This window comes from Dorea chungnamensis (assembly GCF_039832125.1).
GTDB lineage: Bacteria > Bacillota > Clostridia > Lachnospirales > Lachnospiraceae > JAFBIX01.
The window spans coordinates 12564-27220 of record NZ_JBDOHT010000017.1 but is presented as its reverse complement, the minus strand read 5'-3'; the positions used below and the strand labels follow the sequence as shown (position 1 = coordinate 27220).

General features: G+C 43.5%; 17 protein-coding genes, 1 tRNA gene and 1 pseudogene. 14 read left to right on the top strand and 5 right to left on the bottom strand.

Going from position 1 to position 14657, the window contains the following annotated elements:
* The first annotated feature begins 17 nt into the window (after positions 1-17).
* The 7 genes from ABE613_RS12865 (at position 18) to ABE613_RS12835 (ending at position 6155) form a co-directional block, all read left to right on the top strand.
* Positions 18-791, top strand: a complete 774-nt coding sequence (locus tag ABE613_RS12865; RefSeq protein WP_347376584.1) for a sirohydrochlorin cobaltochelatase — start codon at positions 18-20, stop codon at positions 789-791.
* Positions 788-1678 carry a hydroxymethylbilane synthase gene (gene hemC, locus ABE613_RS12860; protein ID WP_347376583.1) on the top strand — a complete coding sequence of 297 codons (891 nt, stop codon included), beginning with the start codon at positions 788-790 and terminating at the stop codon, positions 1676-1678. Before ABE613_RS12865 ends, hemC begins: the two co-directional genes overlap by 4 nt.
* The gene (locus ABE613_RS12855; protein WP_347376582.1) at positions 1671-2600 is read left to right on the top strand and encodes an ABC transporter permease; all 930 of its coding nucleotides are present in this window, start codon (positions 1671-1673) and stop codon (positions 2598-2600) included. The genes hemC and ABE613_RS12855 overlap by 8 nt, the downstream gene beginning before the upstream one ends.
* Positions 2597-3430: an ABC transporter permease gene (locus ABE613_RS12850; protein ID WP_347376581.1), complete on the top strand. Its 834-nt coding sequence runs from the start codon at positions 2597-2599 to the stop codon at positions 3428-3430. The genes ABE613_RS12855 and ABE613_RS12850 overlap by 4 nt, the downstream gene beginning before the upstream one ends.
* Before the next feature lie 11 nt (positions 3431-3441).
* A complete protein-coding gene (locus ABE613_RS12845; protein ID WP_347376580.1) occupies positions 3442-5238 on the top strand; it encodes an ABC transporter ATP-binding protein in 1797 nt (598 codons plus the stop codon).
* A 139-nt stretch (positions 5239-5377) separates the two neighbouring features.
* Positions 5378-6016 (top strand): lactate utilization protein, encoded by a 639-nt coding sequence (locus tag ABE613_RS12840; protein WP_235232961.1) that lies wholly within the window; start codon positions 5378-5380, stop codon positions 6014-6016.
* A gap of 68 nt (positions 6017-6084) precedes the next feature.
* Positions 6085-6155 (top strand) — tRNA-Cys (locus ABE613_RS12835).
* A 49-nt stretch (positions 6156-6204) separates the two neighbouring features.
* Here the strand turns inward: ABE613_RS12835 and ABE613_RS12830 are convergent.
* Positions 6205-7584, bottom strand: coding sequence for an NAD(P)/FAD-dependent oxidoreductase (locus ABE613_RS12830; protein WP_347376579.1), 1380 nt, complete (start codon positions 7582-7584; stop codon positions 6205-6207).
* A 265-nt stretch (positions 7585-7849) separates the two neighbouring features.
* On the opposite strand from ABE613_RS12830, the pseudogene ABE613_RS12825 reads away from it, so the two are divergent.
* Positions 7850-8257: pseudogene (locus ABE613_RS12825) on the top strand (sugar transporter); the annotation flags it as partial.
* Between the two features lie 37 nt (positions 8258-8294).
* Here ABE613_RS12825 and bilS read toward each other — a convergent pair.
* From bilS to ABE613_RS12805, 4 genes are read right to left on the bottom strand one after another with little or no spacing between them, the layout of a single operon-like run.
* Entirely contained in the window at positions 8295-8822 is a 528-nt protein-coding gene (bilS, locus tag ABE613_RS12820) for a flavodoxin family protein BilS (RefSeq protein WP_347376578.1), read from the bottom strand.
* A 15-nt stretch (positions 8823-8837) separates the two neighbouring features.
* A complete protein-coding gene (locus ABE613_RS12815; protein ID WP_347376577.1) occupies positions 8838-9584 on the bottom strand; it encodes a J domain-containing protein in 747 nt (248 codons plus the stop codon).
* A gap of 5 nt (positions 9585-9589) precedes the next feature.
* The gene (locus tag ABE613_RS12810) at positions 9590-10465 is read right to left on the bottom strand and encodes a DUF5685 family protein (RefSeq protein WP_235232957.1); all 876 of its coding nucleotides are present in this window, start codon (positions 10463-10465) and stop codon (positions 9590-9592) included.
* Positions 10466-10477: 12 nt separating this feature from the next.
* Positions 10478-10873, bottom strand: a complete 396-nt coding sequence (locus ABE613_RS12805) for a hypothetical protein (RefSeq protein ID WP_347376576.1) — start codon at positions 10871-10873, stop codon at positions 10478-10480.
* Between the two features lie 162 nt (positions 10874-11035).
* Here ABE613_RS12805 and ABE613_RS12800 point away from each other — a divergent pair, with 162 nt between their 5' ends.
* From ABE613_RS12800 to rpsR, 6 genes are all read left to right on the top strand, one after another.
* Positions 11036-12313 carry an L-cysteine desulfidase family protein gene (locus ABE613_RS12800; protein WP_347376575.1) on the top strand — a complete coding sequence of 426 codons (1278 nt, stop codon included), beginning with the start codon at positions 11036-11038 and terminating at the stop codon, positions 12311-12313.
* Entirely contained in the window at positions 12313-13107 is a 795-nt protein-coding gene (gene srtB, locus ABE613_RS12795; RefSeq protein WP_347376574.1) for a class B sortase, read from the top strand. The genes ABE613_RS12800 and srtB overlap by 1 nt, the downstream gene beginning before the upstream one ends.
* A complete protein-coding gene (locus ABE613_RS12790) occupies positions 13107-13301 on the top strand; it encodes a DUF951 domain-containing protein (RefSeq protein ID WP_235232986.1) in 195 nt (64 codons plus the stop codon). The genes srtB and ABE613_RS12790 overlap by 1 nt, the downstream gene beginning before the upstream one ends.
* A 129-nt stretch (positions 13302-13430) precedes the next feature.
* Positions 13431-13718, top strand: a complete 288-nt coding sequence (gene rpsF / locus ABE613_RS12785) for a 30S ribosomal protein S6 (protein WP_235232985.1) — start codon at positions 13431-13433, stop codon at positions 13716-13718.
* A gap of 21 nt (positions 13719-13739) precedes the next feature.
* Positions 13740-14186, top strand: coding sequence for a single-stranded DNA-binding protein (locus ABE613_RS12780; protein WP_235232953.1), 447 nt, complete (start codon positions 13740-13742; stop codon positions 14184-14186).
* A gap of 120 nt (positions 14187-14306) precedes the next feature.
* The gene (gene rpsR, locus ABE613_RS12775) at positions 14307-14573 is read left to right on the top strand and encodes a 30S ribosomal protein S18 (RefSeq protein WP_101695879.1); all 267 of its coding nucleotides are present in this window, start codon (positions 14307-14309) and stop codon (positions 14571-14573) included.
* Positions 14574-14657 lie beyond the last annotated feature (84 nt).

Below are 14657 nucleotides of genomic sequence, written 5' to 3'. Positions count from 1 at the left end.
GGAGGAAAGAATGCGGTATGAAGAAAGCAATTTTGGTCGTCAGCTTTGGAACGAGTTATAAAGAGAATCTGGAGCGGACAATTGGAGGAATAGAGAATTATCTAAGAGGAGAGTTTAAAAATTATAGATTGTACAGAGCATTTACCAGTCAGAGGATTATCCGAAAACTATGGGAAGAGAACAAAATTGCAATTCCGACGCTGGAAGAGGCAATTACGCAGATGCGAGAAGATGGAATGGAACATATTGTTGTACAGCCGACGTATGTGGTCCATGGCTTGGAATATGAGAGACTAAAAAGTGCATTGGAAGGTTACCGGGATTTTTTTCAGACCTTAAAATTAGGAGAACCTCTCTTAAATCAGGTAGAGGATTATAAGGCGTGTGTTCATTCTGTGATAGAAGATTGGCAGATGAATAAAGAAGAAGTAATCGTGCTTGCCGGTCATGGGACACAAGGACATGCACAGGCTGCTTATACTATGCTGGAATACGCTTTTCATTCTATGGGTTATTCCAATGTGCTGGTCGGAACCGTTGAAGGGTATCCGAGTGTATCTGACGTGATGCAGAAGCTTGGAATGTTGGAGCCAAGGCCGCTTCGGATCATACCATTTATGATTGTCAGTGGCGAACATGTTCATCATGATCTGTCTGGTGATGAGCGTTCCTGGATGGCCAGATTCCAGAGTATGGGATTCCCGTCTCGAGTAGTAGAGAAAGGACTGGGAGAGATGAAAGGGATACAGAGAATATTTGCAGAACATGTAAGAGAGGCGATGGAATCATGAAGAGAATCGTAAGGATTGGAAGCAGGGAAAGCAGACTTGCAGTGCGGCAGGCAGAATATGTTGCGCAATTGATCGAACATACACATCCTGAGATTCAAGTACAGATTATTACAATGAAGACAACAGGAGATAAGATTCTGGATCGCAGTCTGGATCAGATTGGCGGGAAAGGCTTGTTTGTAAAAGAACTGGATCTTGCGCTTCTGGAAAACCGGACAGATCTATCCGTGCACAGTCTAAAAGACATGCCTGTTGAGAACCCGGTACAACTCCCGATTCTTGCTTTTTCCAGGCGAGAGGATCCGCGGGATGCGATTCTTTTTCGCAAAGGTGTGAAGCCAGAAGACATTACGGTAATCGGAACTTCCAGCCACCGAAGACGGATTCAGCTGGAACGCCTGTACCCAAAATGTGCATTTACCGGAATGCGGGGAAATGTACAGACCCGCGTGCGTAAGTTGGAAGAAGGACAGTGTGATGCAACCATACTTGCAATGGCTGGGCTAAAACGCCTTGGAATGGAATCTGTGGCGGGAAGAATACTTGCAACGGATGAGTTAATACCGGCAGCAGGGCAGGGAATTCTGGCGGTACAGGGAAGAGCTGGTGAAGATTATAGTTATCTGGATTGCGTGATGGATGAAAAAGCGAAAGTGGCTGCTCTTTCAGAAAGAGCATTTGTGCGTATGCTGGGTGGAGGCTGCAGCGCTCCAACAGCGGCTTATGCACAGATAGAAGGAGAAGAAGTTATTCTGAACGGTCTGTACTATGACGAAGAAGCGAAAGATTATATCACAGGGAAGAAGCGAGGGCCAGTGGAGGAAGCTGAGAATATCGCAAGAACTTTGGCGGCAGAACTGAAAGCGAGGTTTAGAGAACGTGGCTAAGTATGTGGCAAAACGGCTGGTGACAGGAGCGGCGGCATTATTGTTTCTTACATTTCTTACTTTTGTGATGGCGCATAAGATGCCGGGAAATCCTTTTGATACGGGAAATGTATCGGAGCAAGTTCTTCAGACGATAGAAGAGGAATATGGGCTTGGAGAGCCTCTGCAGGTGCAGTTTGCTTTCTATATGAAGAACCTGTTGCGAGGAGACCTTGGCATGTCCATCAAGAAACCAGGAGTAACGGTAAATTCTGTGATTGCAAGAAGTCTTCCTGTGACGGCGAAGGTAGGAATACTGGCTTTTCTGTCGAGTCTGATTCTTGGAACTCTCTTAGGAATCTGGCACCTGATGACCAAAAGAAAGCTTGTAAAAAAAGTGATTTTGTTTATCGAGAGTGTAGGGATTGGTGTGCCAAACTTTGTATATGCCTTATTATTCATGCTCATCTTTGGGGTATATTTGAAATGGTTTCCAATTGCCGGGATCACGACGCCAATGAATTATGTATTGCCGGTGGCCGCACTTGCCGTGTATCCAACATGTGTGATTTCGCGGATGTTCTACAGCGCAGTGCAAAAAGAATATACACAGGAATATGTTATGTTTTTGAAGGCAAAAGGACTGAAAGAATCAGCAATCCTGATGAGGCATATGTGGCGGCCGGCTCTTACACAGTTGCTGACTTATCTTGGACAATTGCTGGTGTATCTTGTGACGGGCTGTTTTGTGGTAGAGAGTATCTTCACTATTCCCGGTCTTGGAAGAGAATTCGTTATGTCTATCAATAACCGTGATTATACGGTGATTATGGGACTTACGGTTTTTGCAGGGGCGATTGTGATTCTTGCGCAACTTGTGCTGGATGTAGTACAGATGTATCTCGACCCTAGAATTCGGTTTGGAACGGAGCAGAACAGATGAAACAATTAATGAAAGATAATAAATTAATTATATATCTGGGAATCTTGGGTGTGTTTGTGGCTGCAGCGATAGTTGTTCCTATCCTTTCGCCGTATTCGTATGATGCACAGGACGTGGCGAGTCAGAATCTTGGTGTGTCGGTGGCACATTTATTCGGGACGGATAAGTTCGGAAGAGATCTTTTTACCCGTGTATTCTATGGGTTGCGGATTAGTCTTACGGTTGGATTCGTCAGTGCATGTGTCTGCTTTGTCATAGGTGTTGTGGTTGGTGCAGTGTCTGGACTTGCCAACTTGGTTGTTGACAGCATTTTGCTGGAACTGATGAATATCATCAGTGCAATTCCGTCTATGCTCTATGTGATTCTGATACTTCTGGTATTGGATGCAAGTATTGGAAGTGTGATACTGGGAATCTGTGTGGCAGGGTGGGTTGATCTTGCGAAAATGGTAAGAGTAGAGACAAGACGGCTTCGGCAGATGGATTACTGTCTGGCAGCGGAGATGATGGGAGTTCCGATGTGGAGAATCATTTTTAAATATATTTTGCCAAATGAGAGAGGGCTTTTGATTGTGCAGACGATATTGCTGATTCCCAAAGCGATATTTACAGAGGCATTTTTAAGCTTTCTTGGGATTGGAATTGCAGCGCCCAGAGCAAGTCTCGGAACACTGATTCAGGATGCAAGGTCGTTGATTACTCAATATCCGACTCAGATATTATTCCCGGTTCTGGTACTTGCGGCATTGATTGTATGTTTGCAAAGCATTGGTTATGCACTGGAGCAACAGGGAGTGAATGGTGCTCAAAGGATACCGGAAGAGATATAGGAGGATACCGCATGGGAAAATTGCTTGTGGTCGATCATCTGACCATAACATATACGCGAAGACAGCAAGAAGTGGTAAAAGATTGTTCTTTTGAGCTTGAAAGCCAGGAAATCCTGGGAATCGTGGGAGAATCTGGATCGGGAAAATCAACGATGGCAATGGCTATCCTCGGGTTTCTCAAGAAAGGAGCCGTTATTTCAAGCGGACAGATTCGGTATTGTGGAGAAGATATCACACCGCCTCTGACTGATGTGAAAAGAAGAAAACTACGCGGTGGTGAGATCGCGGTCATCATGCAAAATGCGATGTCATGCCTGGATCCATTGATGAAGATTGGCAGGCAGATTATGGAAAGTCTAAGACTACATACGGATTGTACCCGACAGGAGGCGAAAGAAAAAGCAGAAGAATTGTTGGATATGGTGGGAATCCGAGATGTAAGTGCATGTATGAATCGGTATCCGTTTGAATGTTCGGGAGGGATGCAACAGCGTATCTGTATTGCAATCGCTCTGGCTGGGAATCCGAAAGTATTGATTGCTGATGAGCCGACGACTGCGTTAGATGTGACGGTGCAGGCACAGATATTGAATTTGCTGAGAAGACTGTCAAAAGATCTGGGGATTGCCGTGATTATGATCAGCCATGATCTGGGAGTGGTCGGTGCTCTGTGTAATCGCTTGTTGGTCATGCGCGAAGGAAGCATCGTCGAACAAGGAAGGGTAAGTGATATACTCTATCACAGCAGTGAAACATATACAAAAATGCTGATTCAGACAAGAAAGAATCTTGAACAGATTCCACAGGCCGCATCCGAAGCAGATAAGAAGGATATTCTGTTACATGCAAAGAATGTATGTAAAGAATTTCGACAAAAGAAAGTACTGCATTCGATAACGATAGCAATACAAAAAAATCAGAGCTATGGCCTGGTAGGAGAGAGTGGTTGCGGGAAAAGTACATTTGCGCGTGTCCTGGCGGGATTGTACAGACCTGAACAAGGAGAGGTGTATTGGAAAGGTAGGGAAATGAACTGGAAGTCAAGAAAGCAGCGTATAGATTATCGGAAAAAGATTCAGATGATCTTCCAGAATCCGTACCAGGCCCTGAATCCGACAATGACCGTCTATGAGAATCTGCAAGAAGCATTGATGGCGGCAGGAATTTCTGATGAAAAAGAAATCGCAGAACAACTCAGGCGTATACTGGATGAAGTGGGATTGGAAGAACAAAGAAAACAGGATTATCCACAACAATTGTCGGGAGGGCAGCTTCAGAGAGTCATGATTGCAAGAGCACTTTTGATGAATCCGGAATTTTTAATCTGTGACGAACCATTTTCCGGTCTCGATATACAGACACAGGAACAATTGGTCCATCTACTATGTAAGATGAAAGAAAAAGAACAACTCTCGATGCTGTTTATTGGTCATGATCTGTCGATCGTCGGTCACATCAGCGATACGCTGGGCGTTATCTATGATGGATGGCTGGTAGAAGAAGGTCCATCCGGCGAATTGATGGAAGAACCATGGCATCCATATACAAAGGCTCTGTTTATGGCCGCAGACAGAGTGAGGCTTAATGGAAGTGAAAAGAAAAGACCATTTGTAATAGAAGAAGTAACAGAGCAAGGCGGAAAGGCTGGATGTCCGTACGTGGGAACGTGCAAATATGCAAAGAAAAGATGCTTCGCCGAGAAACCAGAAATATACGAATATCAAGGACATAAGGTAAGATGCTTCCTCTATGCAGAAGAGATGAACCAAGTCCGTGATGCCGGGTACACCATGAGGACACAGATCTAATTGGGGACGGGGGTTTTTTCATTTTCCTCCGTCCCAGATTAAAATGACCGTGTCCCTTTTTCAATTTACCCTGTCCCTAACAAAGATTGGCGTGTTATAATAGACAATAAGTTTATGTAATATATAGGAGGCTGAGGCTATGGATATCAATCGTATAAAGCGGAATAAGATGTTGGGAGAAAAGATTATCAAGGGTTTAGAGTCTAGGAATATGGAAGGGTATTATGCCGAAAATGCAGAAGAGGCATTGGCGAAAGCTTTGGAATGGATCCCGGAGGGCAGCAGTGTTGCATGGGGCGGCTCTATGTCCATTGGGGAGATTGGGCTGAAGCAGGCAATCTGTGAAGGTAATTACCAGGCGTATAACAGAGATGCGGCGAAGTCACCGGAGGAGAAGAGAAAGATTGAGCTGATTACATACGATTGTGATTTCTTTCTTGCAAGCAGTAATGCGATTACAGAAGATGGTGTGTTGGTAAATGTAGACGGTATGGCCAACAGGGTATCTGCAATCGCCAACGGTCCAAGAAATGTTATTATGATCGTGGGAATGAATAAGGTGGTAAAGGATGTAGACAATGCGCTTTCCAGAGCAAGAAATGAAGCTGCACCTATTAATGCACAGAGATTTCAGCTGGATACACCGTGCGCTAAGACAGGGGCATGTTTTGACTGTAAATCTCCAGATACGATATGCTGTCAGATCTTGATTACCAGATATTCTAAGGTTCCAAAGAGGATTAAGGTTATCCTGGTTAATGATGAACTTGGATTTTAAAAATGTTTTGAAATAAATAATTGACTTACTTCTTGGCATTTGATATACTATATAAGTACCGAAAACAAGGCGCCATAGCCAAGTGGTAAGGCAAAGGTCTGCAACACCTCTATCACCAGTTCAAATCTGGTTGGCGCCTCTTAAAAAATAGAACCGCAATTCTTTAGTGATAAAGAATTGCGGTTTTTCTATTCCGCGATTAAGTTTTCTGCAATGTGCCGTGCCACATAGACGCCGCTGGCAGACGCGTGGGAGAGGGAATGTGTTACACCGCTTCCATCACCTATGATATATAAGCCTTTGTACTTGCTTTCCAGGTTTTCATCGATTTCTACTTCCATATTATAGAACTTCACTTCTACGCCGTAGAGCAGAGTGTCATCGTTGGCAGTACCGGGCGCAATCTTATCCAGTGCATAGATCATCTCGATGATACCATCCAGAATACGTTTGGGCAGCACGAGACTTAAGTCTCCCGGAGTTGCAGCAAGAGTAGGAGTTACCAGTCCTTCACGAATTCGTGTGACGGTACTTCTGCGGCCTCTGACCAGATCCCCAAAGCGTTGGACAATCACACCGCCGCCCAGCATGTTTGAGAGTCGGGCGATACTTTCTCCATATCCATTGCTGTCCTTGAATGGCTCGGAAAAATGCTTTGCGACCAGAAGTGCAAAATTGGTGTTGTCGGTCTGGTGTTCCGGATCTTCGTAACTGTGACCGTTGACGGTTACGATACCGTTGGTATTTTCATTTACAACGATACCATAAGGATTCATACAGAAGGTACGGACATTGTCTTCGAATTTTTCCGTACGGTAGACGATCTTGCTCTCATAGAGTTCATCCGTCAGATGTGAGAAGATGACGGCCGGAAGTTCTACGCGGACTCCAATATCCACACGGTTAGAGTGGGTAGGAATGTCCAGTTCATTGCAGATATTTTCCATCCATTTGCTTCCACTTCTTCCTACCGAGATAATGCAGTTCTTGCAGGAGGCTGTTCCATCTTTGTAGGAAATGCGGTAACCATTGTCAAGGCATTCTACATGTTCGACCGGTGTGTGGAAATAAAAATCCACCTTGTCTTTTAATTCATTGTATAGATTCTCAAGAACAATATAGTTGATATCTGTCCCAAGGTGACGTACGGAAGCATCCAGAAGTTTTAGTTTGTTCTGAATACAGATCTTCTTAAAATTAGTTCCGGCAGTAGAATACATCTTCGTACCTTCTCCACCATGGGAAAGATTAATCTTGTCTACATACTCCATCAAGTCAAGAGCCTTCTCCTTGCCAAGATACTGATAGAGCGTTCCGCCGAAATCGTTCGTAATATTGTATTTTCCATCGGAAAATGCGCCGGCTCCGCCGAAACCATTCATAATGGCACAAGTCTTGCATTTGATGCAGGATTTTACCTTGTCACCGTCAATTGGGCAATGTCGTTCCTGAAGAGGAAAGCCGGCCTCGAAGACGGCAATCTTAAGATCTCCGGCTCTTTGGGCAAGCTCATAGGCAGAAAAAATTCCTCCAGGGCCTGCGCCGATAATGATTACGTCATAATTCATAGTTATCACTCCTTGTTGCTTATTATAAACATTTTTTGTGTGGTAATGTATGACGAAAAAAGAACTCGCTATTCTCTGGTGAAAGAATACGAGTTCTTATGCAGTCACTTCTCTTTTTTATTATATCGTTAAATGAAAAGGAATGTCAATGGGTATATATCATAGAGAATATCAATAAATGCTTTTTGAATATGATAAAAAGCAATTGGAATAAAAAAGAGGGACTGGCTATACTAAAAGTAGTGTATAAAAGGAGGTAATAAGAATGTCTATTACAGCGGAAACCGCGAAAGCGCATGCTAAGGATCCTGCAGTATTATGCTGTAGAGCAGAGGCAGGTATTACAATTGAGCCGGCGAACCTGGAAGATCCGGCAATCTTTGATGAATTAGTTGATTCAGGCTTACTGAACCTTGATGGATGCCTGACAATTGAACAGGTATTGGGGGCAAAACTGACTAAGACGAGTGATTCTTTATGTCCATTGACTGCAGATAATGTAGATGGGATTAAAGAAGTAACAGAAGAAGAGCCGGAGGAAGAAGCAGCAGAGGAAGCAGAGGAAGTTCCAGCTGTCGAAATGAATGTACAGGGAGCTGTGACTACGATTAAGAGCGGAAAAGTAATTATTTCTATCAAAGAAGGGAAAGACATCCATCTTGAACTTCCAATATAGGAAAGCTTGCAGGTAAAGATAAGGCAGAGGAGTTTTAATATTCCTCTGCCTTTATTTTTTTCAGCGTTTTGTCAACAAATACTTTTGCGTGTTCCAGGTCAAGACTGTCTGGGTGTGTCAGCGCTTCGTCAAAGTTACGGATATACAGGTCGATTTGTTTAGAATTATCAGCAGTCTGCATAGCTTCATATTTCTGGCGTACCTTCTGAGGCATCTTGCCCTGACAGATAAATGCGCCCAGATAATCATTGTCTGATTCAATCCAGGCATTGACACTGTGCTCAATGGCTTTGTAGTATTCGGGAGAATCTCCCATACCGCAGGTGGCAAAGAGAGCAATCTGCTTGCCACTTAAGTCGTTGAGAAAGTCGCTGATTGCCATGCTGCAGGTTCCCCGGTGTACACAGAAACCTACAAAATAGATGTTGGCCTCAGGAATCGTCTTATTCGTGTTAATGTCGATCAGGTCTTTGGAGTTGCCTGGAAGACGGGAAAATATGGAGGCCGCAATCTTCTTCGTGTTTCCAGACTCGCTTTCGTATAATACCAAATACTCTAACAAAATATCATTCCTTTCTTACATATAGCCGTGTGGCATTCCGCCGCCACCGCCACAACACAGCCCGCTACCGCCGCAGCAAAGGTTACATACCAGATTGGCAATGCACAGTTTCATGCAGAAGCTGCTTCCGGTGTTAAATGTGGTCTGGTAAGGATCTTGTTGCTGTTGATACCAGCTTCCGCCGCTTTCGAAACGGTTGACCAGCATCTGGTATTGGAAATTATCGGGGTCCATTCGCAGGGCTTCTTTGGCGTGTTGCAGAGCAATTACATTGTTACCGACTCCTGAATTGGCCAGCGCGCTGTAATAATACCATTGAGCGTTACGTGATGAGATACCATTCAGAAGATTCAGAGCCTCTTGATAATGTCCACTGTTGATGAAATTCGCGGCAGCTTTCATATGAAGATCTTCTTCGCTGTTAGAAGACTGAGGGCCTGTCTGACGATATTGTCCACTGAATCCACGGAAAGGACCGTAGTCACCGAAGTCACCAAAGCCACCGCTATATCCGCCGTTATATCCTCCGGCAGATCCCGACCTGCCCGTGTAGGATGTATCAGAAGTTCCATACTCCCGTTCATGCATGATCTGCTGATAGGCTTGCTGAACCTCTTTGAATTTGGCTTCTGCCTGGTCTTTATTCGGGTTGTTGATATTGGCGTCGGGATGATATTTTCTGCTCAGGCTTCGATAAGCCTTTTTTATTTCTTCGTCAGAGGCGTCCCTTGATACGCCTAAGACTGCATAAGGATCGGTCATGTTTCTTAATCTCCTGTGTTCGAATTCTTAGTGTCAGGATGTCGGTTATCTTGTGTATTTTTACGCTTTTCTGTTACTTCTGTATAACGGCACCAAACGCCGGAATAGAGAATATTGCGTAGGATGTCAACATACAGAAGAATAGGTAATTTTTCAAATTCTCTGGAGCATTCTGCCATCATAAGAGTTAATAGCTTCTTACAATCTTCGGCAAAGTTACAATCAGACTGATAGGAAGAGATGAACGGATTATAGCAGCCGGACTTGATATCCTTTTCTACATCTTCATAAGCATCCATCAGATAGATGAACTTGCCAAGGAAGAAACCAATCTTGCGAAGAGAACCTTCCCATTCATCCTGCCGGACAGCAAAGAGTTCCGCCATAATATCTCCAAAAAGTCCTGACATATGATCAATGTTCTGTTCGTTCTCCTCTTCCAGAAGTGATAACCGTCTTAGATTAGAAGCGATTCTTACTGCTTTTTCCGGATATTTTTTCTGAATCTTTTGCATGTCAGATGCCAACAGATGGGCACCGATAAATCCTTTTTTCTTGCGTTCGTCTTCCCAGTCATCCTTACATTTGTAGTAGGAAAGAATCAGATTGACGGCAGCAGCATACTCGGTAAATTCATTGGTCCTCGCGAGATGCTTTTCCAATGGGTGAGCAATGCAGTTGACGACTTCTTCTTTGGTCTTGGGCTCATAGAGCCCGGTAAGCAGAATAATAAGAAATGTCATGTCGTAAGATAAAGTCACCTGACCTTTTATACCATAGCATTCTTTTAGACATTTGCATAGCCCGCAATAGTAAGAGTGGTAGATATCATAGTCTTTAAATTTCATCTCTGCTTTATTAATTGCAATATATCCGAACATAAGAAATCCTCGTTAACTCTTTTTGATAAATCTAGTGTTGCATTTTGGACAGCGAATCTCGATTCGGCCTTTGCCTCTTGGAACGCGATTTTTCTGTCGGCAGGTAGGGCATTTATAGATATGGTGCGTCTTGCGTTGTAATAACAGATTTTTCTGACGGTAGAAAAAGGTACGAATCTTATAAGACTTGTTCAGATACCATTGGTTTTCGGAAGAACGTTTATAGATATTTCTGGAAAACATACGGAAATACAGATATATGATACCTATCCACGATAAATAAGACAGGATGAGACTATCGGTCCATCCTGCCAGAAGCATCACAATAATACTTATGGCCAGTACAAATTTTCCAAGTGAATCTACGCCATTGCGTCCATACATAAAGCGTATCAGTTTTTCTTTCAAATCAATCAACCTCCTAAATATATATTTATCATACGCGGTACGATAGTAAAGTCAATAAACTGCCGATTAAAAATATATAAAGTTTTTAGACTTGTAAGCCCTATTTGAGTGAGGTTGTGTTATACTGTTGGGGAAATGAATGGAAAATAGGGGGGTGTATCTATGAATGAATTAACCCAGTTGATTAAAGAAGATATGAAACCTGCACTTGGTGTTACGGAACCGGGGGCGATTGCTTTTGCAGTTGCATCGGCGAAGTCTTATGTACAGGGAGAAGTGAAGCGTGTTTATGTGGCATTGAATTCTGGAATGTATAAGAACGCATATACTTGTGGAATTCCTAATTCTAATAGATATGGCAATCTATATGCAGCAGCGTTAGGAGCTGTGGCAGCCGATGCGAAGAAAGGACTGGAATCGCTGGCGGATATCACACCGAAGGATGACGAGGCAGCTGCACAGATGGTAGCTGATGGCAAGGTCACAGTAGTGTTGGATCACATTGGTTCAGAGATTACCATTGATGCTACGGTAGAGACGGCGAAGGATTGCTGTACAGTTTACATCAAGGACAGCCACACGCATATTGTGCGGATCGAGAAGAATGGTGAGGTTATCTGCCGGGCAGAAGATACACAAGACGAGAATGATATAGTGAAAGAAAATGTACCAATGATTCATCAGTATTCATTAGAAGAGATTCTGGAATATATTCGTCAGGTGCCACAGGAAGAGATCGCTTTTATCCAAGAGGCATTTGCAATGAATCTGGAACTCCTGGAAGAAGGGATGCAGTCAGAACGAACTACGATTACACGACAGCTTCTGCGGGAAAATGGCAATCAAAAGATATCAACGGATGTACTTAAGACGGCGCAGCTTCTGTGTAACGGGGCTATTGAAGCCCGCGTGCTCGGACTTAGCCGGCCGGCTATGAGTATTACCGGAAGCGGTGCCCATGGAATTATTGCAACGATGCCGCTCTATGCCTATAAGGAGGTCTGCAGTCTGACCGAAGATGTCCTGCTTAGGGCGACGGCACTTAGTTATCTGATTACCATGTATATCAAAGAGTATTCTGGAAAATTGTCTGCGTTCTGTGGCTGTGGAATTGCGGCGGGAACGGGTATGGCCTGTGGACTTGCGTATATGCAGGGAGGAGATGAAGCGGTAATTACACGAGTGATCCAGAATATGGCGAGTGGACTTACCGGTATGATCTGTGATGGTGGTAATCATGGATGTGCCATGAAGGGAGTCGTTGCAGTAGATGCCGCATTTCGGGCTGTCTCTATGGCACTGCGGGGAGTATGTATTGAAAATATTCATGGCATCAATGGGAAGACACCTGAAGATACGATGCGCCATATGGGAATGATCGCATCCCCAGGAATGGTGCAGACGGAGAAGACTATTGTAGAGATTATGGAGCAAAAGTAATGAGTAGGAAGAAGTATCACAGAGGAAGAAAAAAGAGAAAGAAAAAAGGAAGCATTCTTTCCAATATTGTGCTGGTAATCGCCATTGTTGTATTGTGTGTGTCCGCATTCCAGCTGTTCAAGATTGGCAAGGGATATTATGATGGCAGAAGTGAGTATGATAAGATCAGAGACTTGGCAGTTGAGACGGGAAAAGGAGAGGATGAACAAGAGGGATTCAAAGTGAATTTTGATGAACTGCTTGCAATCAATCCAGATACCATAGGATGGATACGTTTTTCACCGGAGCCTTCCCAGATCAGTTATCCCATCGTACAGGGAGATGATAACAGCACGTATTTGAAGAAAACATTTTCTGCAAATGAGAATACCCTGGGCGCTATCTTTCTGAATGTAGATAATCAGGCGGATTTTTCGGACAGAAACTCGATCATCTATGGACATCGTATGAAGGATGGCTCAATGTTCCGACATCTGCAGGACTATGAAGAAAAGTCATTCTGGGAGGCGAATCCCTATTTTTACATCTATACACCGGATGGAAGAGAGATCACATATCACATCTATTCTGTTGGTGTGGTAGAAGATACATCGGATACTTATCTGACAGTATTTCATACGGATGAGGAGTATCAGACATTCCTTACTATGACAAAGGAAGTGGCAGCATATGATACGGGAGTTGAAGTGACGACAGAAGATACGATCGTGACATTGTCAACCTGCACCAGTGCCAGTGACAATCATCGATTCGTGGTTCGTGGAGTAAAAGAAGAGGAGAAATCAGTAGAATGATGAATGACAGATATATATATGAAGTTGGAGATATTGTTACGATGAAAAAGCAGCATCCATGTGGCAGTAAAGAGTGGGAGATCCTCCGGGTAGGAGCAGATTTTCGACTGAAATGTATGGGATGTGGGCATCAGATTATGATTGCGCGAAAATTAGTAGAAAAAAATACAAAAGATTTGAAGAAAAAGGCTTGAAACAAGCACTGGAATATGGTATCATTGTAAACCGTGATACAATAAAACTGCCGACTGAAAGCGGCAGAAATCCTTGCTCCCACATAAGTTGAGCGGGGGCCAAAAGACCAGAAGGAGGTGCAAGACGACATGAACAAATATGAATTAGCTGTTGTTGTCAGTGCAAAAATCGAAGATGACGAGAGAGCACAGGTTATCGAAAAAGTAAAAGCATTAGTTGAACGTTTCGGTGGTCAGATCTCAGACGTCGATGAATGGGGTAAGAAGAGATTAGCTTACGAAATTCAGAAGATGAAAGAAGCATACTACTATTTCATCCACTTCGAATCTGATGCTACAACTCCAGGCGAAATCGAACAGAGAATTCGCATCATGGATAACGTTATCAGATATTTATGCGTTAGACAGGAAGCATAAGCAGGAAGTAGAGGTAATTATATGAATAAAGTAATTTTGATGGGACGCTTGACAAGAGATCCTGAAGTGAGATATTCACAGGGAGAGAATCCTTTAGCAATCGCAAGATATACACTGGCTGTTGATCGTAGATTCAGACGTGATGGAGAGGCGACCGCTGATTTCATCAATTGTGTTGCATTTGGAAGACAGGCAGAACATGCTGAGAGATATTACCGTCAGGGATTACGTGTTACGATCTGTGGACGTATTCAGACCGGAAGTTATACCAATAAAGATGGCGTGAAAGTCTACACAACAGAGGTTGTAGTAGAAGAGCAGGAATTTGCAGAGAGCAAGGCTGCAAGCGATGCGAATATCGGAAGTTTTCGTTCGGCTCCCACACCGGCACCAGCACCAGCATCTGATGCAGGCGACGGCTTCATGAATATTCCAGATGGAATAGACGAAGAATTACCGTTTAACTAGGCATTGAACACTTAGTGAAGCGAAGCTGAACTTAGTGAGAAAGCCGTTCTTTTTCTTTGGCGAGGTTCTGCCGAACCTGGGAAGAAGAACTTCATTAACCGAATGAAAGGAGAGTTTAACATGGCTTACGATAAAGGAAATCGTCCAGAAGGCGGCTTCAAGAGAAGAGGCGGCGGACGTAGAAGAAAAAAAGTTTGTGTATTCTGTGGAAAAGAGAATAACGAGATCGATTACAAGGATGTAGCAAAATTAAGAAAGTACATCTCTGAAAGAGGAAAAATTCTTCCAAGAAGAATTACAGGAAACTGCGCAAAGCACCAGAGAGCTCTTACTGTAGCAATCAAGAGAGCACGTCACATCGCTTTGATGCCATACGTACAGGACTAATTTTGTTAGTGTAATTGTATAATATGATAATAAGCCTTCAAGTACTGAAATATAGTATTTGAAGGCTTTTTTGTTGGAGAATTT